This window comes from Streptomyces sp. NBC_00647, assembly GCF_045207245.1.
GTDB lineage: Bacteria > Actinomycetota > Actinomycetes > Streptomycetales > Streptomycetaceae > Streptomyces.
This window is the reverse complement of the sequence record NZ_CP109040.1, coordinates 8544871-8568597: the sequence shown is the minus strand read 5'-3', so window position 1 is coordinate 8568597 and position 23727 is coordinate 8544871. Positions and strand designations below refer to the sequence as shown.

The window sequence follows — 23727 nt, the reverse complement described above, 5'->3', positions numbered from 1 at the left end:
ATGCGCACGATCGGTGCGCCGAGTTGCTGGTGGGCGTCGTTCAGCAGGTCGCGGTACTCGGTCCAGGTGAAACTGCGTCTACCGCCCCGTTTGTGGTCGACATGCCGCTTGGGTCTGAAGATCAGGCGCGAGCGTTCCCCCCGGCTTGTAACAGGCCATGGCGGCAATGGAGAACCGGCGCTGGGAACGTCCTCGCACCCGGATGACGGGAGTGTTTCCGCGCCCGGCCCAGGTGCGCGTCGAGGGCGGCGTCATCGAGAATCCCGGCTTCGTCTTCGAAGCCGACCCAGGCCTTGAGCGCCGCCGCGGTGTTTCCAGCCGGGGCCAGGCTTCCTTCACCCAGCCACTGACGGCTTCCTCGTCGCGCTCGACCGCGCGCCGGGCCGGTACCTGGTGGCTGAAACCGTGCCGGTGCAGCATCTGTGCGATCGCCGACAAGGTCATGCCCTTGTGGAACCGGCGTCCGATCAGAGTCTTGATCCGCGACAGCGTCCAGGTCTGATCCGGCCAGCCGTGTGCCACCGGCCCCCGGGCCAGTTCCCGCTCCAGCACGATGAACACTGCTTCACTCAATTTGGGTTTGGACACCGGCCCCTTCGGTGCCAGGGCGCGCTCCCCACCCTGTTCCCAGGCCCGGCGCCACCGCTGCACCGACCGCACGCTGACACGTAATTCCCTGGCGACCGCGGCACTGCCAAGCCCAGCCGCGAACAACTCGGCCGCCTGCAACCGAATGTGCCCACGAAACGCCTGCCGTTCCGCAGTCAATGGGCGACCACCACCGTCAATGACCTCGCCCGTCACACCGGCCACACCCCGCAACAGATCATCGATCAGTACGAGACCGACATCATCGCCGACTGGGAGGACCTCGCCTGACAAGTGCCATTCGTGAAGAGTGCCGACGGAGCGGAATGGAGGTGCGGCGATCTGTGGAAGCCGCACAAACGCCCCTTCGAGTCGGCAAGGATCCGCAGGAATCGCGCTTCACGGGGATGAGCGCCTGCGCCCGGCGTTGGGGCACCCCCGCCCGGGGGCCCTGAAACGGGAGCTCAGATGGTCGGGCGTCGACCGGGTCACTGTGCCGACAGGGACTTGACGTGGCGTCAGGAAAGTCAGCATTGGGTCAGCATAAGTCTGATGACAGCTGCCCACGGGTGACGAAACCTGTGACTCGCGAACGTGGAGTCAAAGTCCCCGAACAGCGTTTGCGATCGCAGTGAAGGGAAGCCGGGCGAGTCGACTCCCCCCGTGCGTCCGGCCCCGCATAGGTCACGCCGCAAAGAGGCAGTTCAACGCACCCGGCCTCGAGGCTTAAGCGGCACAGGCGGCAGCTCGGGCGCAGCCAACGGACCCCCGTCGTACCCCTTCACTTCCCCAAATCTCGACCCACCCATCCAATCCTCCCGGGCCTGACTGATATCGTCCTGCGATCTGCCGATGAAGTTCCACCACATGATCAGCTCCTCCTCGAACGGCTCGCCGCCCAGGAGCATGAGGCCCGCGTCCGACGCGGCGTGCAGCGGGAGTTCGGTGCGGCCGCAACCGAGGTAGAGCATGGAGCCGGGGAGCACCGGCACGCCGTCGACCCGGGCCTCGCCCGACATGGCGAGAACGGCGTACTCGAAGTCGGGGTCCAGCGGCAGGCGTACGTCCGCGCCGCTCGCCAGGGCCAGATCGGCGCCGACGATCGGCGTGTACGTCGTTCCGGGCGAGGCCGTGCCGTCGAGCGTGCCCAGCAGAAGCGTGGCCCGCAGGCCGGGGGCGGTGACGACGGGCAGTTCGCCGTGGTGCTCGAAGTGCGGTTCGGTGTGCCGGTGGCTGTCCGGCAGGGCGACCCAGAGCTGCGCGCCGTGCAGGAGGCGGGAGTGCGAGCGGGGGCTCTCCTCGGAGTGGCTGATGGCGCGGCCCGAGGTCATGAGGCCGAGTTCGCGCGGGCGGATCGTCTGGAGGCTGCCCGTGGAGTCGCGGTGCAGCACTTCGCCCTCGTGCAGCCAGCTGACGGTCTGCAGGCCCATGTGCGGGTGCGGCGGCACCTGCATGCCGGGCTCGCCGGCGATGTCGTCGGGACCGTAGTGGTCGACGAAGCACCAGGCGCCGACCATGCGGCGGCCCAGATTGGGCAGCAGGCGGCGGACTTCGGTGGACTCGCCGAGCTTGACCCGGCGGGGGCTGAGGAGTTCGCGCACCGGCTCGGCCACCACGAACCCGCGGCCACCGCAGAGGGCGGGAACCGCCTCCCGATCAAGATTGCTCATGGCGCACAACCTAGCCCTGTCGGGGACCTCTCGTCAGGTCATCGATCCGCCCATTGAGGGGCACTTGGCTCAGAACCGGCACGGCGACCGAGAACCCGGACCACAGGTCCGTACGCCAGGGGACGGCTCGTCGGCGAACTGTCGACGGACCGTTCGAGGGACCGCCGACGGACCGTTCGAGGGACCGCCGACGGACCGTTCGAGGGGCTGCCGACAGGGCTCCGGCACACGGTTCGAGACAGCACCCCAGAAATAGTAGCCATGGATATAATATCTATGTACTGTATCTGGCATGAGCTCAGCGAAGTCGGTATCCGAGAACGCGACGCCCGGTTTCCTCGTCTGGCGACTGTCCATGAGATGGCGTGTCGCGGTCGACCGGGCGGTGGGCCCGCTGGGCCTGACGCACGCGCAGTACTCGCTGGTGGCATCGCTGTACGGCATGCATCGGGACGGCCTGCGCCCCAGCCAGCGCCAGCTCGCCGACCACACCGGGCTCGAACCGCTCTACGTGTCGAAGCTGGCGCGCTCCCTGGAATCGGCCGGCATCGTCGACCGCGTCCGGGACCCGGCGGACCCCCGGGCGGTGCGACTGTCCCTCACCGAGGACGGGCGCGCGGTCACCCGCCGCGCGATCACCGTGGTCCAGGGCCTGCTGGAACAGCTTCTCGAACCACTGGGCGGCCTCGGCGGCGAACGCACTCGGGCGTTCAGCCGCGAACTGGCCACCCTGCTCGACGTACCGCTCGATCCGCACACCGGAGCCGAGCCGTACTCCGACGAGGATTCACCGAAGGAGCAGTCATGACCACCTCCCCTCCCCCTGTCAACGGCCAGGTCATCGGCCTCGCCCACTACGCGAGCCGCGCCGCCCTGGAGCGGGTGCTGGCCCGCAGCGGCACCACCTTCGAGCAGTCCGTGGCCCTGCGGGCCGTCTCCGACAACGGCGGAACCGTCGAGCGCGACCGGCTCGTGGGCCGACTGACCGGCGCGCTGAAGATCGAGGAGCCGGCGGCCCGGCGGACCGTCGACGCGATGACGGCACTGAAGCTGCTGGAGGAGCCCACGGCCGGGCAGGTGTCCCTCACTGACGCCGGCCGGGAGCTGTTCGAGTCGATCCGCACCGCCGGCAACGCGATCGCGGCCCGGCTGTACGCCGGGATTCCGGCCGAGGACCTGGCCACCGCCGGACGCGTCCTGACCCTGGTCACCGAGCGCGCCGACGCGGAACTGGCCGGGGCGTAGCCACTCCGCGACCGCACCCCCGACAGGTCGTGGAATATTCAACCAACCAGCGCGGTTGAGGCCCGTCGAAGGAGGTCAGTGGTGGAAATGACGTACTACGACCACGGGACGGCCGCGGAGCGCTGGGAGCGGGCGCGGCTGTTCTTCGAGGCCAAGGACTACGCCGCGGCGGCGCGGGTGCTGGGCGGACTGGTCGAGGAGGCGCCGGAGCAGACCGGACCCCGGCTGCTGCTGGCACGCTCCTACTACCACTCGGCCCAACTGCGGCGCGCCGAGACCGAGTTGCGGGCGCTCGTGGAGCTCGACCCGGTCGAGCACTACGCCCGGCTGATGCTGGGACGCACGCTGCAGCGCCTGGGACGGGGCGACGAGGCGGCATCGCACCTGCGGATCGCGTCCGCGCTCGCGGGCGACTTCGAACAGGCTTGATCCGCCCAGGAATCACCCAGGCTCCGACTCGGGTCCGGACCCGGGTCCCGGCTCGCGTCGGGACCCGGGTCCGCGCTGATTTCGACCCGGGCCACCCCGGTGATTTCGGGTCTCGGACGCTTGGTTGTCCAAGTCTCGGACTGCTCGGTGATCCGGGTCCCGGACGTTCGGTGATCCAGGTCCCGGACTGCTCGGTTATCCGGGTCTCGGACCCTCGGTGATCCGGGTCCCGGACGCTCGGCGATCCAGGTCCCGGACTGCTCGGTTATCCGGGTCCCGGACTGCTCGGTGATCCAGGTCGCGGACCCTCGGCGATCCGGGTCCCGGACGCTCGGCGATCCAGGTCCCGGACTGCTCGGTGATCCGGGTCGCGGGCACGGAGAACCCTAACTCCGCGCCCCTCCCGAGAAGGCCGGCCACTCGCGTGACCGGTTCTTCTCGCGCAACCGGGCCGCCCGGCGGCCGGGGAGAGCGGAAATCGATCAGGGAGAGCGGATCGGCCCCGAGGTGGATCTAGAACGGCGTCGCCGCGTGCAGGATCAGAAACATGGTCACCGCCGAGTTGGCCGAGGACATCGCGGAGACGAGCGTCCCCGCGGCGGCGCACCAGGCCGCCAGCCCCACCGCCGTGAACACGGACGGCAGGCTGCGGGCCACCGGCTCGGGTGCCAGCAGGGCGGCGACCCGGCGCGGCACCGGACCCACGGCCGCGAACCCGGCGAGCGCGGGCAGCGGACCGCCGCCGGACAGCAGCGCGGCCTTCCCGATCGCGCGCGCCACCACCCTGCGGCTGCCGACCGACCGGGCCGCCTCCTCGTCCGCCCACCGCTCCGCCGTGTAGACGACGGCCGTCCGCAGCGGTCCGAGGAAGGGGTTGGCGGACGCGGCGAGCCGCACCGCCAGCAGGTGACGGTGGTGCCGGGCCGAGAGATGGGCGCGTTCGTGGGCGAACAGGGCCCGGCGCTCGGCAGAGGTGAGCCCGGCGAGCAGGGACGAGGTGACGACCACCCGGTCACGGCGGCCGCCGGGCAGCGCGTACGCGTAGGGCGCGGCTTCGGGAAGCACGACCACGGAGGTGACGGGGAGTCCGGCGAGCGCCCTGCGTGCTCGGCGGGCGACCCGGCGGTTGCGCCACAGGGTCCGCCCGCAGAGCGCGGCCACCAGGATCAGGGCCGGGATCGCCGCCTTGCCCGCGATCTCGTCCTGGGGCAGGGCCGCGCGCACCTCGGGGTCCGACCAGGCGTCCGGCAGTGGATTGCCCGGCAGTTGGGCGGTTCCGACGACCATCAGGAGGGCGAGGCTGAGCGTGCTGCACAGGGCCATGACGGTGGCGACGGCCGTCAGCAGCCGGGTCGCCGTCCGCGGGTGCAGACGCAGTTCGGCGAGGCGCGCGACGGGCCAGGCGCTGAGCGGCAGGAAGAACGGCAGGAAGACGAAGACCCCCATGAGGCGTCAGTCTTCCGTACCGCCGGGCGCCCCGTGCGGCACTCGCGGCTCATCGCTCCCCCGAGTCGCACCGCCCCTGCCCGCACCACCCCGGTCCGCAGCGCCCCGGTCCGCACCACCCCGGTCCGCAGCGCCGTTCGCCCGTGGCACCGCGGCCGTGGGTGCCGCCTCCAGCAGCGCGCGCACAACCTGTTCGTCGTCCGGCGACAGCGCGGTGACGAAGCTCGCGAGCACGGCCTCCCGGTCGTGTTCGCCGTCGAGGAGCCGGCGCATCTTGAGCGCGGCGAGGCCCGCGACGTCGGCGGTCGGCGTCCAGACGAAGGACCGCCCCCGCCGTTCGCGGGCCACCGCGTCCTTCGCGAGCAGCCGGGTCAGGATGGTGACCACGGTGGTGTAGGCGAGGTCGCCGTCGAGGCGTTCCTGCACCCAGGCGGCGGTCACCGGGACATCGCTCCCGCGCAGGGCGGCGAGCACCTGGACCTCCAACTCGCCCTGACCGCGGCGCCGGTATCGGGGCGGCCGGTCCTCGCGGTCGCGGTGCGCCATGTCCCTCTCCCTCCGGCTGTCGCGTGTCGGGTCACGCTACCTGGCCGTCGCGGGTGCTCCTGCCCTTCCGGTGCGCGATCTCGCCGAGGAGCACGTCGACGGCGATGAACACGGCGAGCGGGATGCCGAGCAGAGGGACGAAGTAGCCGAGGACGGCGACGGTCGCGAGCGCCGGGACCAGGATCTGCGGCGGCACGTGCTGCCAGGCGCCGCGCGGGATCGGCCGGCCGAACGCGGAGGCCCGGCCGCGCAGCCACCACATGCGGTAGCCCCACACGATGAGCAGGATCAGCGACAGCGCGAGCGCCATCAGCGCGATCTGGTTGACCAGGCCGAAGAGTGTCCCGGTGTGGGCGTCGATGCCCCAGCGGGTGAGCTTGGCGAGCAACGGGTAATCGGCGAAGCGGAGTTCGTCGACGACCTTGCCGCTCGCCGGGTCCACGGCCACCGCGTCCTGCTTCTCGGGCCAGCTGCGCTGGATCTGCTTCACCACGTACGCCGAGGAGGCGTCGGCGGGCGGGACGATCTCGACGGGGTCGCCGAGTCCCTCGGCGCGGGCGGCCGCGAGGATCGTGTCGAGTTCCCGCGGGGTGGCGGCGTCCTTTCCGGCACCGGTCCCCGAACCGTTGTGGCCCCCGTGGTCGCCGCCGGCCGCCGCCGAGATCGAGGGGGTGGCCTGGTGGAGCGCGGTCCGCAGGGTGTCGATGTTGGCTCCGGCGTACGTCGACCAGGTCAGGCCGGTCGCGGAGAGGAAGACGAATCCGACGGCCGCCCAGACGCCGACCGTGCCGTGCAGTCCGAGGGTGCGGCGGCGCCCGCTGGTCCCCCGCACCTTGCGCTGTGCCCTGCGCCGGCCGAACCACAGCGCGAGGCCGCCGCCCGCGATCACCCACAGCCAGCTCGCGGCGAGTTCGCTGTACAGCCGGCCGCTCTCGCCCAGATGAAGATTGCCGTGCAGCCCGTCGAGCCAGGTGCGCAGCGGCAGCGCCCCGGTCGAGCCGTACTGCTCCAGCGAGCCGCGCACCTTCGCGGTGTACGGGTCGACGAACACCGCGAGGCTGTGGTCGGGGCCGACACCCGGGACGCCGGAGAGCAGGACGCGGGTCGTGGCGTCCGCCTCCGGGGAGGGGCGGACGGCCGAGACCGTGCCCTCGGGGTGGGCCTTGCGGGCCGCCGCGACCTGCTCGGACAGCGGCAGCTTGTGGTCACCGGCGGGAACGGTCAGTTCGTGCGCGTACAGGATCTTCTCGGCCTGGAACGACGCGGCGTACAGCAGGCCCGTGGTGGCGGCCACCAGCAGGAACGGGGCGACGAGCACGCCCGCGTAGAAGTGCAGACGCAGAATCAGCGGGCGCAGGACGGACCGGACACTTCGGGCCGGCGCGGGGGCGGCGGACTGCGGGGACGCGTCCGTCGTCGGGGCGGGAGCGGTGGACATCGGCGGTGTTCTCCGGTTGTGCGGGGGACGGAAAGAAGCCGTGGGCCGGGGAGTTGGACTCCCTTCACCGGTGGCGGTCCAGTAGTCGGGGCGCGGAGGCGGCCAGTTCCCGCGCCCCCGTGTGGCCTGCGTCACATACGGAAGTCGCGGGACTCGCCCGGCGCCGCCTCGATCGGCTCGATCCGGCTTGGCATCCTGGCGCGATGGCATCCGAACGTGACCCCAGCGTCTCCCCCACCTCCCTGAGCGACCTGGTCGAGGAACTTCTCGGCCACGAGGGTCCGTTGCCGATCGTCGCGGCCGGTGACCCCGTGCTGCGCCGGGGCGCCGAGCCGTTCGACGGGCAGTTGGACCCGAACCTGCTGGCCCGGTTCGTGGCCGCCCTGCGCGCCACCATGCACGCGGCGCCGGGTGTCGGGCTCGCCGCGCCGCAGGTCGGCGTGCCGCTGCGGCTCGCCGTCATCGAGGACCCGGCGCCGGTGTCGGAGGAGGTACGCCGCGCGCGCGGGCGGGTGCCGCAGCCGTTCCGGGTCCTGGTCAATCCGTCGTACGAGGGGACCGGTTCGGGTCGGGTGGCGTTCTTCGAGGGCTGCCTGAGCGTTCCGGGCTGGCAGGCCGTGGTGGCCCGGCACACCGAGGTGCGACTGACCGCGCTGGACGAGCACGGGCGACCGGTCGACGAGGTGTTCAGCGGCTGGCCCGCGCGCATCGTCCAGCACGAGACGGACCACCTGGACGGCACGCTCTACCTCGACCGCGCGGAGCTGCGCTCGCTGTCCTCGAACCGGGCGGCTTCGGAACTCTGGGCCCAGCCGACACCGGAGCACGCGGCCGAGGCCCTGGGCTTCAGCCTGCCGGACTGACAGGACTTATAGGACTGACAGGACTGACATCCCGGGCGGATGCCACCGGCCCGACGAGCGGACGCCATGGCCTACCCGGCGGGCGCGACCGGACCGTCCGAAGGAGGCCACGGGGCGCCCGGCCGACGCATCGGAGGCGCCGCGGTGTCGGCCTCGCCGACTTCAGGACATGTCCACATCCCACCAGCTCCCGCCGCGCCCTGGCCATGTGTCAGCAGTGGCAGAAAGCGAGCAGGGCGCGCGGGCCTCCGGCGCAGACGCCCGGGGCGCTGGGGCGGGGTGTGCCGTCCAACGCGGGGTCGTCATGAATGAGCCGGGGATCGTCCGCGAACCCGGGGGCCACGGCGAAACCCAGGCCGTTGCCGCCGCCGCGGATGCGGCGGGAGTCCCACATGCCACGCTGGACGGGGTTGGCCCCCGAGTCGGAGCTGAAGGGCGCGAGGGCCGTCTCCAGCGCTCTTCGAGGTCGCTCGCCGCCTCGGGAGGCAGGCGGACCGTCACGGTCACACCGGCCATCACCTCTCCTTGCCCTGTCGGCGAACAGCATGATCGCACGCGTGCGGATACACGTCGCGGGCCAGGTCGTCATAGGCCGGGCCGATTGCCGTGACGCCGGGTCGGACCGGAGTCCCCCGCACGACCGAGGAAGCCGGGTCCCTCTTGAGACGTGCTCGCGTGCGGTCGCTCCGGTGCCTGCCACCGTGTTGTCGGCGACATACCTCGCGTGAAACAAGTCACGGTTGCGCGCTGTGCCAAACAGCCTGCTCCAGCATGTAAGTTCCTGCGTCCAAGGGGTGCGGACTCCCCCCTGACTCGACATTCGTGCCAGCACATCTGCGTCCCCTGAGGGAGACATCGCCATGCCCGCAGAAGAATCGGCCCACCATCCGCCCCAGCGCATCGGAGTGGTGGCCGAGTCCACTCCCGGGGAGACCCGTGTCGCGGCGACGCCCGCCACAGTGCGCCAGTTGGTGGGGCTGGGCTACGACGTCGTCGTCGAGTCGGACGCCGGCACGGCGTCAGGCTTCGCGGACGACACCTACGGTGACGCGGGGGCACAGATAGGCGACGCCTGGCAGGCGGACGTCGTACTCAAGGTCAACGCCCCTTCGCCGGGCGAGATCGCGCGCGTGCCCGACGGCGCGACACTGATCGGGCTGATCAGCCCGGCCCAGCGGGCAGACCTGCTCGAGGAGCTCGCGAGCAGGCCCATCACCGTACTGGCCCTGGACGCGGTACCGCGGATCTCGCGGGCGCAGTCGATGGACGTGCTCAGTTCCATGGCCAACATCGCCGGCTACCGGGCCGTGATCGAGGCGGCGCACGTGTTCGGGCGCTTCTTCACCGGCCAGGTGACGGCCGCGGGCAAGGTCCCGCCGGCGAAGGTGCTGGTGGCCGGCGTCGGTGTGGCCGGACTGGCTGCCATCGGTGCCGCGTCCAGTCTCGGCGCGATCGTGCGGGCGACCGATCCACGTCCGGAAGTGGCCGACCAGGTGCGGTCGTTGGGCGGCGAGTACCTCCCGGTGGACGTCGCGCAGGAGGAGAGCACCGACGGCTACGCCAAGGCGACCTCCGCCGACTACGACCGCGCCGCGGCCGAGCTCTACCACGGGCAGGCGAAGGACGTGGACATCGTCATCACGACCGCGCTGATCCCGGGCCGTCCCGCCCCGCGCCTGCTCACGGCGGAGGATGTCGCGGCGATGAAGCCCGGCAGCGTCATCGTCGACATGGCCGCGGCCCAGGGCGGCAACGTCGCCGGAACCGTCGCGGGCCGCACCGTGGTCACCGACAACGACGTCACCATCATCGGCTACACCGATCTCGCGTCCCGGCTGCCCACCCAGGCCTCGCAGCTGTTCGGCACCAACCTGGTGAACCTGCTCAAACTGCTGACGCCCGGCAAGGACGGTCGGCTGGTCATCGACTTCGACGACGTGGTCCAGCGGGCGGTGACCGTGGTACGCGAGGGCGAGATCACCTGGCCTCCGCCGCCCGTGGCCGTCTCGGCCTCGGCCGCCACGCAGCCCGCCCCCGTGGCAGCGGCCGCACAGCCGAAGGAGTCACGGCTCACCCCGGCGGCCCGGTTCGGGCTGATCGGCGCCGGCATGCTCGCGATGTTCGCCCTGGTCGCCTTCGCACCGGCGCAACTCGCGGCGAACTTCACGGTCTTCACGCTGGCGGTGGTGATCGGCTACTACGTGATCGGCAAGGTGCACCACGCGTTGCACACGCCGCTGATGTCCGTCACCAACGCGATCTCCGGGATCGTGGTGATCGGAGCGTTGCTGCAGATCGGGCACGAGAGCGCGGTCGTCACCACGCTCGCGTTCGTGGCGATCCTGTTGACGAGCGTGAACATCTTCGGCGGCTTCGCCGTCACCCGCCGCATGCTGTCCATGTTCTCGAAGGGCTGAGCCGCAATGACTACAACTACAGCCTCACACGCTGCGGACCTGGTCGCCGCCCTGCTGTTCATCCTCAGCCTGGCGGGGCTGTCCCAGCACCGCACCTCCCGTGCCGGTGTCGTGTACGGCATCGCCGGCATGGCCCTCGCCCTGGTCGCCACCGTCGTGCTCGCGGCACAGAGCATCACCGCGGGCGCGGTCGCGCTGATCGTCGTCGCGATGGTTCTCGGCGCCGTGATCGGCATCTGGCGAGCGCGGCAGGTCGAGATGACCCAGATGCCCGAGCTCATTGCCGTACTGCACAGCTTCGTCGGTCTCGCCGCGGTGCTGGTCGGCTGGAACAGCTACCTGGAGGTCGAGGCGCACGGAGCCGCGCAGACACACGTCGCGGCCGACCTGCTGGAGATCCACCACGCCGAGGTGTTCATCGGAATCTTCATCGGCGCGGTCACCTTCACCGGCTCGATCGTCGCGTTCCTCAAGCTGTCGGCGCGCGTCAAGTCCCGCCCGCTGGTTCTGCCGGGCAAGAACGCGCTCAACATCGGGGCGCTGGTGGCGTTCGCGGCGCTGACGGCCTGGTTCACGATCAGCCCGAGCCTCGGTCTGATGATCGCCGTGACGGCGCTCGCGCTCGTCCTGGGCTGGCATCTCGTCGCCTCGATCGGCGGCGGCGACATGCCCGTCGTCGTCTCCATGCTCAACAGCTACTCCGGCTGGGCCGCGGCGGCGGCGGGATTCCTGCTCGACAACAACCTGCTGATCGTCACGGGCGCGCTGGTCGGTTCCTCGGGTGCCTACCTGTCCTTCATCATGTGCAAGGCGATGAACCGGTCCTTCTTCTCGGTCATCGCGGGCGGATTCGGCATCGAGGCTCCCGCGCAGGGGGACGAGGAACAGGGCGAGCACCGCGAGGTCCACGCCCAGGAGGTGGCCGAGCTGCTGGCACACGCCCGGTCCGTCGTCATCACCCCCGGCTACGGCATGGCCGTGGCACAGGCGCAGCACCCGGTCGCCGAACTCACGCGTCAACTGCGGGAGCGCGGCGTGGAGGTCCGCTTCGGCGTCCACCCCGTGGCGGGCCGTCTGCCCGGGCACATGAACGTGCTGCTGGCCGAGGCCAAGGTGCCGTACGACATCGTTCTGGAGATGGACGAGATCAACGACGACCTCGCCGACACTTCTGTCGTCCTGGTCATCGGCGCCAACGACACCGTCAACCCGGCCGCGACGGACGATCCCACCAGTCCGATCGCGGGCATGCCGGTGCTGCGGGTGTGGGAGGCGGAGCAGGTCGTCGTCTTCAAGCGCTCCATGGCCTCCGGCTACGCGGGCGTGCAGAACCCGCTGTTCTTCCGCGAGAACAGCGGCATGCTCTTCGGCGATGCCAAGCAGAGCGTCGAGGAGATCCTTCGCGCCCTCGGCTCCGACCCCCGCACCCAGGCGCCGAGCGAAGCCGCCTTCGCCCGCTGAGGCCCGTCCCCCGCCGGTCGCGAGGCCGGCGGGGGAAGGGGCCCCGGTTGCCGGTGACCGCCGCTTCCCGTTCCGCCGGGCACTGGGCCAACCGGCCGTACGGCACGCGGACGAGAGCGGGCGCGCACAACGCCACGTGTCCGCGCAGGGCCGGGATGTCCGGCTCTCCCGGCAGACGCGGTGTCTGTGTCACAGCACCCCCGCTGCGCCGCCGGATCCTCACGATCCGGCGGCGCAGCGGTCTTCCTGTCCTTCCGAGGCGATACAGGCTTCAGGAGCAGACGCGCATGAGCGGGGCGGCTCTCCGGGGCACGTGCGGTGACCCGCCGGTACACCGCTCCCGGGTCACGCGTCCCGGTACGCCTCGAGAAGCCGCAGCCACACCTCGCTGACCGTCGGATAGGACGGGACGGCGTGCCACAGACGGTCGACCGGCACCTCCCCGACGACGGCGACGGTCGCGGAGTGGATCAGTTCGCCGACGCCGGGGCCGACCAGGGTGAGACCGCGGACGATCTCGCGGTCGAGGTCGACCACCATGCGGGCCTTGCCGCGGTAGCCGTCCGCGTACAGGCCGGCCCCGGCCACCGAGGCCATGTCGACGTCCACGGCCCGGACCCGGTGCCCGGCCTGTTCCGCCTCCGCGAAGGAGAGGCCCACGGCAGCCGCCTCCGGGTCGGTGAAGACGCACTGCGGGACGGCCGCGTGGTCGGCGGTCGCGGAGTGCGCGCCCCAGGGGTCCGTCTCCAGCAGCGGCACCCCCGCGGCGCGGGCGGCGATGGCGGCGCCGGCGATCCGGGCCTGGTACTTGCCCTGATGGGTGAGCAGGGCGCGGTGGTTGACGTCGCCGACCGCGTACAGCCACTCGCTGCCGACGACCCTGAGGCTGTCGTCGACGTCGAGCCAGGAGCCCGCTTCCAGGCCGACCGTCTCGAGGCCGATGTCCTCGGTGCGCGGCGCGCGGCCGGTGGCGAAGAGGATCTCGTCGGCCTCGATGCGGTCACCGGTGTCGGTGAGGGCGACCACGGTCGAGCCCTCGCGCGAGACCGCGGTCACCGAGGTGCCGGTGCGCACGTCCGCGCCCGCCTCCGCCAGGGCCTCGGCCACCAGCTCCCCGGCGAAGGGCTCCATGCGGGGCAGCAGGCCCTTGCCGCGGACCAGGAGGGTGACCTGGGAGCCGAGGGCCTGCCAGGCCGTGGCCATCTCGGCGGCGACCACGCCGCCGCCCACCACGATCAGCCGTCCGGGCACCTCGTGCGCGCTGGTGGCCTCGCGGCTCGTCCAGGGTTTGACCTGTGCGAGCCCCGGCAGATCGGGGAGCTGGGCGCGCGTGCCGGTGCAGACGGCGACCGCGTGCCGGGCGGTCAGCACCCGGCGGACGCCGTCGGGCCCGTCGACCGTCACGGTGCGTGATCCGGCGAGCCGGCCGTGGCCGCGGTAGAAGTCGGCTCCGATGCCGTCCAGCCAGGCGAGCTGGCCGTCGTCCTTCCAGTCGGAGGTGAACCAGTCGCGGTGGGCGAGCACCGCGGCGGCGTCGAGGGGGCCTTGCACCGCTTGGGCGAGACCGGGTACGCGGCGGGCGTCGGCGCGGGCGATGGCCGGGCGAAGGAGGGCCTTGCTGGGCATGCACGCCCAGTACGAGCACTCGCCGCCGACCAGCTCGAACTCCACGACCGCGGTGGAGAGGCCGGCGGCGCGGGCGCGGTCGGCGACGTTCTCCCCCACGGGCCCGGCACCGAGCACCACGACGTCGTAGGCGATGGATTCCGTTTCCGTCATGGGGCCAGTCTGGTTGCTGGTGTGCGCCGTGGCCACACGGGTACGGGCGCGGAATACGCCCCCGGTGGGTGGCGTTGTGGAAACCGGCATGACCCTGACGTGAGGAAGAGGGAAAACGCATGAGCAGCACCGTGGAGCTCACCAAGGAGAACTTCGACCAGACGGTCACGGACAACGAGTTCGTCCTGATCGACTTCTGGGCGTCCTGGTGCGGGCCGTGCCGTCAGTTCGCCCCGGTCTACGAGAAGGCGGCCGAGGCCAACCCCGACCTGGTCTTCGCCAAGGTCGACACGGAGGCCCAGCCGGAGCTGGCCGCCGCCTTCGACATCCAGTCGATTCCGACCCTGATGATCGTCCGCGACCAGGTCGCGATCTTCGCCCAGCCCGGAGCGCTGCCCGCGGCCGCCCTCGACGACGTCATCGGTCAGGCCCGGAAGCTGGACATGGACGAGGTCCGCAAGTCGGTCGCCGCCCAGCAGGCGGCCAAGGCCGCGGAGTAGACCCCCGGGCGGGTAGGCCCGCGCCCGTGGGACCCGGGCCTTCGAGGCCCGAGACCCCTGGAAGCCGGAGCCCGGTTCTCCGAGAGCCCGGTCCCCTGGAACCGGTTCTCCGAGAGCCCTGGTCCCCTAGAAGGGGTACGTCGCCACGTCCCCACGCACCGTCGTCCACCGCACGTCGGTGAAGGCCTCCAGATTGGCCTCACCGCCGAAGCGGGCGCCGGTGCCGGAGGCGGCGGTACCGCCGAAGGGAGCGACGGCCTCGTCATTGACGGTCTGGTCGTTGATGTGGACGATTCCGGTCGGGATGCGCTCGGCGAGGTCGAGGCCGCGCGCGGTGTCCCGGGTGACGATGCCCAGCGACAGGCCGTACGGTCCCGCGGACGCGAGGGCCGCCGCCTCGTCCAGGCTGCCGAAGGAGCGGACCGGCGCGACCGGACCGAACACCTCCTCGGCGTACGCCGGGGTCGCGTCGTCGACTCCGGCGAGCACCGTCGGCCGGTAGAAGAGCCGGTCGTGCGTACCGCCCGCGGCCAGCTTCGCCCCGTGCGCCGTGCTGGACTCCACCAGCCCGTGGATCTTCGCGAGTTGGGCGTCGTCGATGATGGGGCCCAGGTGCACCTGTTCGCGGTGCGGGTCGCCGACGGCCAGTGAGTCGGCCTTGGCCGCCAGCCGTTCGACGTACTCCTCGTACAGCGAGGCGTGGACCAGGTGGCGGCCGGTCGTCATGCAGATCTGGCCCTGGTGGAAGAACGAGCCCCAGGCCGCCGTGGAGACGACCGCGTCGAGGTCGGCGTCCGAGAGGACGACCAAGGCGGAGTTCCCGCCCAACTCCAGGTGTGCGCGCTTGAGATGACGGCCCGCCGCCTCACCGACCGCGCGTCCGGCGGCGGTCGAGCCGGTGAACGAGATGACCGGGACCAAGGGGTCCGCGACCAGCGCGCGGCCGGCCTCGGGGCCGCCGGGCAGCACCTGCAGCAGCCCGTCCGGGAGTCCCGCCTCGGCGAAGACGGCGGCGAGCGCGAGGCCGCCGCACACGGCGGTGCGCGGGTCCGGCTTCAGAACGACTCCGTTGCCGAGCGCGAGCGCCGGGGCGACCGAGCGGATCGAGAGGATCAGGGGCGCGTTGAAGGGCGCGATCACGCCCACGACCCCGACCGGGACGCGGCGCGTGTACGACAGTCGCGGTGCCTCGGAGGGCAGGACCTGGCCCGTCGGGCGCGAGGCGAGCGCGGCGGCCTCGTAGCACTCCTGGGCGGCGACGTGCAGCTCGAAGTCCGCCTTGCCCGGGATGGAGCCGGACTCCCGCACGATCCAGTCGCGCAGTTCGTCGGCGTGCGCGGTGAACAGGTCCCCCGCCTTGCGCAGCACGGCGGCGCGCACGAAGTGCGGGGCTCCGGCCCACTCGGCCTGGGCGGCGCGGGCGGTCCGCGCCGCCGTCGCGATGTCCTCGGCGGCGGCGAGCGTGACGGTGCCGAGGCCCTCACCGGTGGCGGGCTCGGTGACGGCGTACTCCACGCCCGAGAGCGGGCGGGACTGCCAGGTCGTGGGGTCGAGCAGCGGCATGTCGGCTCTCCGATCGTTCACTGATCACCTGCGGGACTCGGCGGCCCCTACGGCTCGGGGCTTCTGTCTCTTCCGTGGCTTCCGTGGCTTCCGTGACCTTCGGGTCCCTGTCTCCGGGGCCCGGCGAACTCAAGGGGCGAGCGGAAGTCCCGTGTAGTTCGCGGCCAGTTCGGCGGCGGCGGGGCGGGATGCCGTGATCCGGCGCAGTCGTGCGAGCTGCATCCGGGTCTCGAAGGCATCTCCATCTTGTTGAGCGTGCAACATCCTAGTCATGTCGTACGAGAAGCGCGTCGCCTGCCACACACGCTCGAGAGCCAGTTCCGAGTATCGGTCCAGGAGTTCGCTCGATCCCGTTCGATGCAGCTCGGCGAAGCCGCGCGCCAGGAGCCGCACGTCGGACACCGCGAGGTTGAGCCCCTTGGCACCGGTCGGCGGCACGATGTGGGCGGCGTCCCCGGCGAGGAACAGCCGCCCGTGGCGCATGGGTTCGTGGACCCAACTGCGCATCGGGGTGACCGACTTGGCGGTGACGGGGCCACGCTCCAACCGCCAGTCCCCGTCGACGGCGAAGCGCGCGGCCAGTTCGTCCCAGACGCGTTCGTCGGGCCAGTCGGCGGTGTCGGTGCCGTTCGGGACCTGGAGGTAGAGCCGGGAGACCGTCGGTGAACGCATGCTGTGCAGGGCGAAACCGGTGGCACCCCGGGCATAGATCAACTCCTCGCAGGAGGGCGGCACATCGGCGAGGATCCCGAGCCAGGAGTACGGATAGTCGTGCGCGTACGTGCGGCTCGTCCCGGCCGGGAACGCGGCGCGCGCGATGCCGTGGAAGCCGTCGCAGCCCACCACGTAGTCGCAGGTGAGCGTCCGCTCGCGTCCCTCGTGCACGAACCGTACGACGGGTGAGTCGCTCTCCGGCTTCTCCACGGCCAGCGCCTCCGCCTCGAACAACAGCGGTGGCCCGTCCTCGAGTTGGAGAGCGACGAGATCCTTCACGATCTCCGTCTGGGCGTAGATCGTGACCGTGCGGCCGCCCGTGAGTCCGGGGAAGTCGATGTGGTGGCTCTCGCGGTCGAAGCGCAGCTCGATGCCGTGGTGGACCAGGCCCTCGGCGTCCAGCCGCCCGCCCGCGCCGCACCCGCGCAGCGCGTCGACCGTGCCCTGCTCCAGCATGCCGGCCCGCTGGCGCCGCTCCACGTACGCGCGCGTCCTGCTCTCCAGGACGACGCAGTCGACCCCCGTCCGGTGCAGCAGCCGGGCCAGCAGAAGCCCTGCCGGGCCGCCGCCGATGATGCCGACCGTGGTCCGCATGACGCGCCTCCGGTGTCCGGTGCCGCCGGGGCGGAGCTCCGGCGGGGGACCAGCCCGGCCGCGCTCGGGCCGGGCGAACAGGCCCAGCCTCTCTCAGCTGGACGCGCGGTGCACGACGCGTGCGCCCAGCACCTCGTGCGTCTCGGGCTGGGCGCCCGGCTCGCGGACGGCGCGGTCGACCAGTTCGGCGAGGTCCCGGCCGGAGGGCAGCTCGATGTGGACGGTGCTCAGCCGGGGCCGGAGCAGCCGGCCGAGCATGAGGTCGTCGGCGCCGACGACGGCGGTCTCGTCCGGGACGGCGACACCCTCGTCCTGGAGGGCGCGCATCAGGAGCATCGCGTACTCGTCGTTGTACGCGAAGACGGCGTCGAGGCCGAGGGAACGCCAGCGCGCCGCGAGCCGGGCGGCGGCCTCCTCCTCGTACGCCAGGGGAAGCTCGGTCACCGTCGCGTCCGTACCGCGCAGGGCCCGCCGTACGCCGTCGAGGCGGGGCTTGGAGAAGATCTCCAGGCCCGCCTCCCCGGGCATCACCACGCCGATGCGGCGGCGGCCCACGGACAGCAGATGGACGCCCGCGCAGTGGCCGACACGGTCGTGGTCCATGAGCAGCGCGTGGGCGCCCTCGACCCGTTCGGGGCCCAGCGTCACCACGGCACGGGCGCCGGCCCGTTTGAGGACCGCCACACCCTGCGGGCCGAGCCCGCTGCCCGGCACGAGGACGGCGACGGGCCGCAGTTCGGCCCAGGCGCGGGCGGCCTCGTCGCCGCGCAGCCCGACGCTGCCGTACTGCACGACGGTGTAGTCGAGCCGGCCGAGCGCACCCTGGAGCTCAGAGAAGAACTGGCTGTAGAGCGGACCCACGGGCACGGTCGGGGCGGGCATCAGGACCATACGGCTGTGCCCGGCGCGCAGGCTGCGGGCGGCGGCGTGCGGGACGTATCCGAGTTCCTCGGCGGCCTCGCGGACCCGGCGCCTGGTGGGTTCGCTGATGCGGACGGCGCTGGTGTTGTTCAGGACGTACGAGACGGTCGCGCGCGAGACACCCGCGAGGCGTGCCACGTCGGCACTCGTCGGCACCGGTCGTTGCGCGGGCGACTGCTGGGCGGGCTGCTTCGGTATCTGCACCATGACGTACGGCATCCTTGCAGAAGCCCTGGACGCCGCTTCGTGCCGGGGCACCCGGGCGGCCCCCGGGCGCCCGGAACTCCCGCTTCCGCAAAGTGAGTTGCTCATCCCGTACCGATTGGCCCGCGCAGAGGTTACCGTTCGGTAGACCATTGCTTCGGAGGTGACCCGGATGGCTCCCGACCGTGCCGCAGGCCTGACCGAGAGCGTGCGCGCCCTGGCCGACGGCGAGGTGACCTCGCGCGAGCTCGTCGAGCGGGCTCTCGCCCGGATCGAGGCCGCCCGGCCCACGGTGAACGCGTTCCGGCTGGTGCGTGCCGAGGCGGCCCTCGCCGAGGCCGACGCGGCGGACAAGGAGCTGGCGGCGGGCCGACGGCTGCCGCTGCTCGGGGTGCCGCTGGCGGTCAAGGACGACATGGACGTGGCGGGCGAGCCGACCGCGTTCGGCTGCCCGGGCGACTTCCCGCCGGTGGCCGAGGACGGCGAGGCGGTACGCCGGCTGCGCGCGGCCGGTGCCGTCGTGATCGGCAAGACCAACACCTGCGAGCTGGGCCAGTGGCCCTTCACCGAGGGCCCGGCCTTCGGCGCGACCCGCAATCCCTGGCACCACGGGCACACCCCGGGCGGCTCGTCGGGAGGCTCCGCGGCCGCCGTGGCCGCGGGTCTGGTCCCCGCCGCGCTGGGCTCGGACGGCGCGGGCTCCGTGCGCATACCGGCCGCGTGGACGCACTTGATCGGCATCAAGCCGCAGCGCGGCCGGATCTCGACCTGGCCGCGCCCTGAGTCCTTCCAGGGCATCACGGTCAACGGCACGCTCGCCCGCACCGTCGCGGACGCGGCCCTGCTGCTGGACGCGGCGAGCGGCCACCACGACGGCGATCTGCACCGGCCCGCCGCACTGCGCGTCCGTGACGCCGTGGACCGCGATCCGGGCCGGCTGCGCATCGCCCTGTCGCTGAAACCGCCCTTCACCGCGCTGCCCGCCCGGCTCGACCCCGCCGTACGGGCGAAGGTCGTCGCGCTCGCGGAGCGGCTCGCCGGGCTCGGGCACACGGTGGAGGAGGCCGATCCGCGCTACGGCCAGATCGGGCTCACGTTCCTCCCGCGCGCCACGGCCGGTCTCGCGGAACACGTGCGCGACGTGCCGTTCCCCGAACTCCTCGACCGGCGCACCCGCGACGCGGCGCGCCTCGGCCGGCTGCTCGGCGGAGCGCCGCTGCGGGTGGCCCGCCGGGCCGAGGCCGGCCTGCACCGGCGCATCGGCGCCCTCTTCGACACCTACGACGTCCTGCTCGCGCCGACGACCGCCGCTCCCCCGCCGAGGATCGGTGAGATGACCGGCCTGAGCGGCTTCGGCACCGACCGGGCCATGATCGCCGCCTGCCCGTACGCCTGGCCGTGGAACATCCTCGGCTGGCCCGGCGTGAACGTCCCGGCGGGCTTCGTCGGCGAAGGGCTCCCGGTCGGCGCGCAGTTGCTCGGCCCTGCGGACAGCGAGCCGTTACTCGTGTCGCTGGCCGCGCAGTTGGAGGCGGACCAGGGCTGGCACGAACTGTGGCCGCCGCACGAGGCCGTCGCGGACTCCCCGGCCGCGTGAGCGAGTTCCAGCCTTACGCTGTGACCATGGACGATGCGTCGATGGTCGGTTTGATGGGGCGGGTCACCGGCACGGTCGGCCCCGGGCTCGTCGGCGAGGTGATCGTCCGGGTGCGTGGCGGCGCCGAGCACTTCCTCGCCTATCCGGCCGCCGCGAAGGAACGCATCGAGCGGGGCACGGTGGTGATGGTGGTGGAGTACCTGCCGCCGCGCACGGTGTACGTCTCGGCCGCGTACGACGCCTGACGGGGTATCGGGACGCCGGCGGGCGGGCGCTCGCGGCCTTCACCCGCGCGGGCCGCGGCTCGGCCGGAGGCTGCCCGCGCGGCGACGCCCGAAGGTGCCCGCTCGCCCCTCCGTAGGCCGGCGAACTCACGCCGTCCATACGACAGTTGAGCATGCCTCGTCCCAGGTGAGAGCCGTATGCGTCAAGAACGCAACAAGGATTCGCCGGGCTCTGTACCCCGGCGTCGGCAAGGAGCACACTCCCGTTCGTTCGGTGCCGACAGGGCACCATGCAAAGGGGGCGTATGCCGATGGTCATCGGCGTCGTGGCGGGGGCGGTTGTCCTCGCACTGATCTTCATCGTTGTGGTCTTCAAGCTCATGTGGCGTGTCGCGGAGCCCAACGAAGCACTCATCATCTCCGGTTCGAAGCATCGGACCGAGGGCCTTGAAGAGGGCATGGGATTTCGCATCGTGACGGGGCGCGGCACGCTGGTGATGCCGGGTGTGCAGGCGGTGCGGAAGATCTCGCTCGACCTCAACGAGACCGAGCTGCACGTGGACTGCGTGACCACCCAGGGCATTCCGCTGAAGGTGCGGGGCGTGGTCATCTTCAAGGTGGGCGACGACTTCGTGTCGATCGCCAACGCGGGCCGCCGTTTCCTCGACCAGCAGAAGATGATGGCCGAGCGGGTGCACAACGTGTTCGCCGGTCATCTGCGGTCCATCGTCGGCGGGTTGACCGTCGAGGACATGATCCGCGACCGGGAGAAGCTGACCGGCCAGACGCGGGCCGCGTGCGGTACGGAGATGGAGAAGCTCGGTCTGATCGTCGACTCGCTGCAGATCCACGAGATCGAGGACCCGACCGGGTACATCAAGAACCTCGCGATGCCGCACGCCGCCGCCGTCCAGCGGGACGCGCGCATCGCGCAGGCCGAGGCGAACCGTCTGGCCACCGAGGCCGAGCAGAAGGCCGCGGCCCGGATGTCGGAGGCGACCCGGGACAGCGAGATCCTCCAGGCCGGCTACCAGGCCGAGCGCGACAAGGCGGCGGCGAAGGCCCGGCAGGCCGGACCGCTCGCCGACGCCGCGGCCCGGCAGGACGTCGTCGTGCAGGAGACCCGGATCGCCGAGCTCGACGCCCTCCGCCGCGAGCAGCAGCTCCAGGCGGACGTCCGCAAGCCCGCGGACGCCCAGGCGTACGAGACACGGGCCCGTGCCGAGGCCGAGCGTGACGCGCGTATCTCGGCGGCGCAGGCCAAGGCCAAGGAGACCGAACTGGCCGCCGCGGCCGAGGCGAACCGGGTCAAGACCGCCGCCAACGCGGAGGCCGAGGCCACGAAGGCCCGGGGTGCGGCCGCCGCGCTGGCGACCAAGGCCACCGGTGAGGCGGAGGCGGCGGCGGCCCAGGCCAAGGGTCTCGCCGCCGCCGAGGCGACCCGCGCACAGGGCCTCGCGGAGGCGGAGACCATCAAGGCGCGGGCCGCCGCGCTCGCCGAGAACCAGGAGGCGGTGGTCGCCCAGCAACTCGCCGAGAACTGGCCGGAGATCGTCCGGGCGGGCGCGAGCGCGTTCGGCAACGTGGATCACATGGTGCTGCTCAACGGGGCCGACGGCATGTCGGAGCTGTTCGCCAAGGCGCTCACCATGGGCGGCACCGGCCTGGGCCTGGCACGCCAGTTGCTCTCGTCGATGAACCAGGAGGGGAGCCAGGGGCAGAGCCCGGCGGCGGGGGTCAACGGATTCGTGCCGCCCCTCACCGAGAAGGTGCCCGTCGAGAAGGACGAGCGGTGAGCACGACGGGTGAACGCGAGGGACGCGAACGGGGGATGAGGACGACGCGGTGAGGCGCACGGGCACCGGCACGGGCGCCTCGACGAGGTGAGGCCCGGGCGTACGGGAGTTGGAGCACGGCTCCCGTACGCCCGATGCCGTACGGACGCGGACCCGCCCGGCGCCCTCTCCCGCGAGGGCTCTACCGTGGCCCGCGTGACTGCCTCTACCGAAGAAGACGTCCCCGGCCGCTACGGCCCCTCCGCGACCTCCGAGGCCGAGCCCCGCGAGGTCGGCCCGGTGAAGACCGAGTACTCCCCCGCGCACGACGGAGACCCCGACCCCGGCGAGATCGTCTGGACCTGGGTGCCGTTCGAGGAGAACGACGGCCGGGGCAAGGACCGCCCGGTGCTGGTCGTGGCCCGGGAGGCCGCGGGCACGCTGCTGGCCGTCCAGCTCTCCAGCAAGCGGCACGACGGTGACCGCGAGTGGGTGGCGATCGGGAGCGGTCCGTGGGACCGGACCGGGCGGGACTCGTGGGTGGGTGTGGACCGGGTGCTCCGGCTGCACGAGGACGGGATGCGGCGGGAGGCCTGCGCGCTGGACCGCATGCGGTTCAACTCCGTGGTGCACCGGCTGCGGGAGCGGTACGGCTGGCGCTGAGCGCCGCGAGGTGAGGGTCGGCGGGCGGGCCCGCGGTGGAAACCCGTGGGTCCCCGCGCGCGGTGGTGTCGGCCTTCGGATGCCGAGGCCGGCCGGTGCAGGCCGTGAGGCCCGGACCTGCCATGACGGCCTACAGGTGCGGGGCCACCCGATGGCGGCCGGGGAGGTGTCGTTCCGGGGGCGGACCGCCGGAGAGGGTCCGTCATGCTCCCCTGAGCTCGAATGCGAACGCCTGCTCGAACGCCTGGTGTGTCGTCCGGCCCGGGGTGCGGTCCAGGATTCCGAACACCACGTGGTCGAAGTACCCCGCGAAACGTCCCTCGACCAGCAGTCCCCGGAAGGCGCCCGCCACGTGCGCCGGGTCGTTCCGGAACACTCCGCAGCCCCAGGCCCCGAGGACCAGGCGGCGGTAGCCGTGGGCGGCGGCCGTCTCCAGGACGCGTTCGGCGCGGATCGCGAGCGCGCCCGGCAGCTCGGCCGCACGCTGCGGGGTGGCGCGCAGGACGACTCCCGCGTTGGGGGCCGCCGCGGTCAGGAATCCGGCCGGAAACGGCTCGTCGAGGAGCCGGCCGCGGTCGTCACGGAAGACGGGTACGCCGGGTGAGTGGATGACACGGTCCGTGTAGAACGCGTCGCGGTGGGCGCGGTGATGGTCGTAGAACCCCCGGGCCCGCAGCAGGCAGGTGTACAGCGCGGAGGCCCGGCACAGGGCCTCCTCCTGGGCCTGGGCGCCGTTCAGATAGCCGCCCCCGGGATTGCGGGCCGAGGAGAAGTTCAGGACGGCGACCGGATCCCCGCCCAGGGCGGTCAGCCGACGGGCCGCCTCCAGGCTGCTCTCGCCCGTGACCTCGAACGATGTGCCGACCGGAGTCACCGACGGTGCCCGAACCGGTTCCGGTCCGTGCAGGCGTGTACCGGCCCGCGCGGCCTCGACCGCCGCGGCGATGGACACCGCGCCGCCGGCGGGCCCGCGATAGCCGCCCGCCGCCACGATCTCCTCGGTCTCCCGGGCGATCGCACGCAGGCGCGCGCTCATGGCGCCACCCCCGTACGCGCCACGAGCACGGCCTGCGTGCGTTCCCCCGTCGTG

At 72.2% G+C, this 23727-nt stretch carries 22 protein-coding genes and 1 pseudogene; 12 read left to right on the top strand and 11 right to left on the bottom strand.

Features of this window, described 5'->3' with window-relative positions:
* Nucleotides 1-264 precede the first annotated feature (264 nt).
* Nucleotides 265-729: pseudogene (locus tag OG788_RS37565) on the bottom strand (winged helix-turn-helix domain-containing protein); the annotation flags it as partial.
* Nucleotides 730-735: 6 nt separating this feature from the next.
* Between OG788_RS37565 and OG788_RS37560 the strand changes: the two are divergent.
* Nucleotides 736-879 (top strand): hypothetical protein, encoded by a 144-nt coding sequence (locus OG788_RS37560; protein WP_406377043.1) that lies wholly within the window; start codon nucleotides 736-738, stop codon nucleotides 877-879.
* 413 nt (nucleotides 880-1292) lie between these two features.
* Here OG788_RS37560 and OG788_RS37555 read toward each other — a convergent pair whose 3' ends face one another.
* Entirely contained in the window at nucleotides 1293-2258 is a 966-nt protein-coding gene (locus OG788_RS37555) for a pirin family protein (protein WP_406375446.1), read from the bottom strand.
* 292 nt (nucleotides 2259-2550) lie between these two features.
* On the opposite strand from OG788_RS37555, the gene OG788_RS37550 reads away from it, so the two are divergent.
* The 3 genes from OG788_RS37550 to OG788_RS37540 all read left to right on the top strand — a co-directional run bounded on the left by OG788_RS37550 (nucleotide 2551) and on the right by OG788_RS37540 (nucleotide 3932).
* Nucleotides 2551-3066, top strand: a complete 516-nt coding sequence (locus tag OG788_RS37550) for a MarR family winged helix-turn-helix transcriptional regulator (RefSeq protein ID WP_406375445.1) — start codon at nucleotides 2551-2553, stop codon at nucleotides 3064-3066.
* Nucleotides 3063-3503: a MarR family winged helix-turn-helix transcriptional regulator gene (locus OG788_RS37545; protein WP_406375444.1), complete on the top strand. Its 441-nt coding sequence runs from the start codon at nucleotides 3063-3065 to the stop codon at nucleotides 3501-3503. Before OG788_RS37550 ends, OG788_RS37545 begins: the two co-directional genes overlap by 4 nt.
* 81 nt (nucleotides 3504-3584) lie before the next feature.
* The gene (locus OG788_RS37540) at nucleotides 3585-3932 is read left to right on the top strand and encodes a tetratricopeptide repeat protein (RefSeq protein WP_406375443.1); all 348 of its coding nucleotides are present in this window, start codon (nucleotides 3585-3587) and stop codon (nucleotides 3930-3932) included.
* 513 nt (nucleotides 3933-4445) lie between these two features.
* On the opposite strand, the gene OG788_RS37535 is transcribed toward OG788_RS37540, so the two are convergent.
* From OG788_RS37535 to OG788_RS37525, 3 genes are read right to left on the bottom strand one after another with little or no spacing between them, the layout of a single operon-like run.
* Nucleotides 4446-5378 carry a M56 family metallopeptidase gene (locus OG788_RS37535; protein WP_406375441.1) on the bottom strand — a complete coding sequence of 311 codons (933 nt, stop codon included), beginning with the start codon at nucleotides 5376-5378 and terminating at the stop codon, nucleotides 4446-4448.
* Between the two features lie 6 nt (nucleotides 5379-5384).
* Nucleotides 5385-5924: a BlaI/MecI/CopY family transcriptional regulator gene (locus OG788_RS37530; RefSeq protein WP_406375440.1), complete on the bottom strand. Its 540-nt coding sequence runs from the start codon at nucleotides 5922-5924 to the stop codon at nucleotides 5385-5387.
* Between the two features lie 31 nt (nucleotides 5925-5955).
* The gene (locus tag OG788_RS37525) at nucleotides 5956-7362 is read right to left on the bottom strand and encodes a PepSY-associated TM helix domain-containing protein (RefSeq protein WP_406375439.1); all 1407 of its coding nucleotides are present in this window, start codon (nucleotides 7360-7362) and stop codon (nucleotides 5956-5958) included.
* A 203-nt stretch (nucleotides 7363-7565) separates the two neighbouring features.
* Here OG788_RS37525 and OG788_RS37520 point away from each other — a divergent pair, with 203 nt between their 5' ends.
* On the top strand, nucleotides 7566-8225 hold the full coding sequence (locus tag OG788_RS37520; protein WP_351553328.1) for a peptide deformylase: 660 nt from the start codon (nucleotides 7566-7568) through the stop codon (nucleotides 8223-8225).
* A 211-nt stretch (nucleotides 8226-8436) separates the two neighbouring features.
* Here the strand turns inward: OG788_RS37520 and OG788_RS37515 are convergent, their stop codons facing one another.
* Entirely contained in the window at nucleotides 8437-8619 is a 183-nt protein-coding gene (locus tag OG788_RS37515) for a hypothetical protein (RefSeq protein ID WP_406375438.1), read from the bottom strand.
* Nucleotides 8620-9085: 466 nt separating this feature from the next.
* Here OG788_RS37515 and OG788_RS37510 point away from each other — a divergent pair, with 466 nt between their 5' ends.
* Nucleotides 9086-10642 carry a Re/Si-specific NAD(P)(+) transhydrogenase subunit alpha gene (locus OG788_RS37510; protein ID WP_406375437.1) on the top strand — a complete coding sequence of 519 codons (1557 nt, stop codon included), beginning with the start codon at nucleotides 9086-9088 and terminating at the stop codon, nucleotides 10640-10642.
* A 6-nt stretch (nucleotides 10643-10648) separates the two neighbouring features.
* On the top strand, nucleotides 10649-12103 hold the full coding sequence (pntB, locus tag OG788_RS37505) for a Re/Si-specific NAD(P)(+) transhydrogenase subunit beta (RefSeq protein ID WP_406375436.1): 1455 nt from the start codon (nucleotides 10649-10651) through the stop codon (nucleotides 12101-12103).
* Between the two features lie 345 nt (nucleotides 12104-12448).
* Here the strand turns inward: pntB and OG788_RS37500 are convergent, their stop codons facing one another.
* Nucleotides 12449-13882 carry a dihydrolipoyl dehydrogenase family protein gene (locus tag OG788_RS37500; protein WP_406375435.1) on the bottom strand — a complete coding sequence of 478 codons (1434 nt, stop codon included), beginning with the start codon at nucleotides 13880-13882 and terminating at the stop codon, nucleotides 12449-12451.
* Between the two features lie 119 nt (nucleotides 13883-14001).
* Between OG788_RS37500 and trxA the strand changes: the two genes are divergently transcribed.
* A complete protein-coding gene (gene trxA / locus OG788_RS37495) occupies nucleotides 14002-14382 on the top strand; it encodes a thioredoxin (RefSeq protein ID WP_351553343.1) in 381 nt (126 codons plus the stop codon).
* Nucleotides 14383-14508: 126 nt separating this feature from the next.
* Here the strand turns inward: trxA and OG788_RS37490 are convergent, their stop codons facing one another.
* The 3 genes from OG788_RS37490 to OG788_RS37480 all read right to left on the bottom strand — a co-directional run bounded on the left by OG788_RS37490 (nucleotide 14509) and on the right by OG788_RS37480 (nucleotide 18381).
* Complete coding sequence (locus OG788_RS37490; RefSeq protein ID WP_406376951.1) at nucleotides 14509-15945, bottom strand: aldehyde dehydrogenase family protein; 1437 nt, start codon at nucleotides 15943-15945, stop codon at nucleotides 14509-14511.
* Between the two features lie 129 nt (nucleotides 15946-16074).
* A complete protein-coding gene (locus tag OG788_RS37485) occupies nucleotides 16075-17253 on the bottom strand; it encodes a 4-hydroxybenzoate 3-monooxygenase (protein WP_406375433.1) in 1179 nt (392 codons plus the stop codon).
* Nucleotides 17254-17346: 93 nt separating this feature from the next.
* Complete coding sequence (locus tag OG788_RS37480; protein ID WP_406375432.1) at nucleotides 17347-18381, bottom strand: LacI family DNA-binding transcriptional regulator; 1035 nt, start codon at nucleotides 18379-18381, stop codon at nucleotides 17347-17349.
* Nucleotides 18382-18550: 169 nt separating this feature from the next.
* Here OG788_RS37480 and OG788_RS37475 point away from each other — a divergent pair, with 169 nt between their 5' ends.
* From OG788_RS37475 to OG788_RS37460, 4 genes are all read left to right on the top strand, one after another.
* Entirely contained in the window at nucleotides 18551-19975 is a 1425-nt protein-coding gene (locus OG788_RS37475) for an amidase (protein ID WP_406375431.1), read from the top strand.
* A gap of 20 nt (nucleotides 19976-19995) precedes the next feature.
* Entirely contained in the window at nucleotides 19996-20220 is a 225-nt protein-coding gene (locus OG788_RS37470) for a hypothetical protein (RefSeq protein ID WP_351553359.1), read from the top strand.
* Between the two features lie 284 nt (nucleotides 20221-20504).
* Entirely contained in the window at nucleotides 20505-21995 is a 1491-nt protein-coding gene (locus OG788_RS37465; RefSeq protein WP_406375430.1) for a flotillin family protein, read from the top strand.
* A gap of 195 nt (nucleotides 21996-22190) precedes the next feature.
* Nucleotides 22191-22637, top strand: coding sequence for a type II toxin-antitoxin system PemK/MazF family toxin (locus tag OG788_RS37460; RefSeq protein ID WP_351553365.1), 447 nt, complete (start codon nucleotides 22191-22193; stop codon nucleotides 22635-22637).
* Between the two features lie 202 nt (nucleotides 22638-22839).
* Here OG788_RS37460 and OG788_RS37455 read toward each other — a convergent pair whose 3' ends face one another.
* Nucleotides 22840-23673 carry a TIGR02452 family protein gene (locus OG788_RS37455; RefSeq protein WP_351553372.1) on the bottom strand — a complete coding sequence of 278 codons (834 nt, stop codon included), beginning with the start codon at nucleotides 23671-23673 and terminating at the stop codon, nucleotides 22840-22842.
* Nucleotides 23674-23727: the final 54 nt, after the last annotated feature.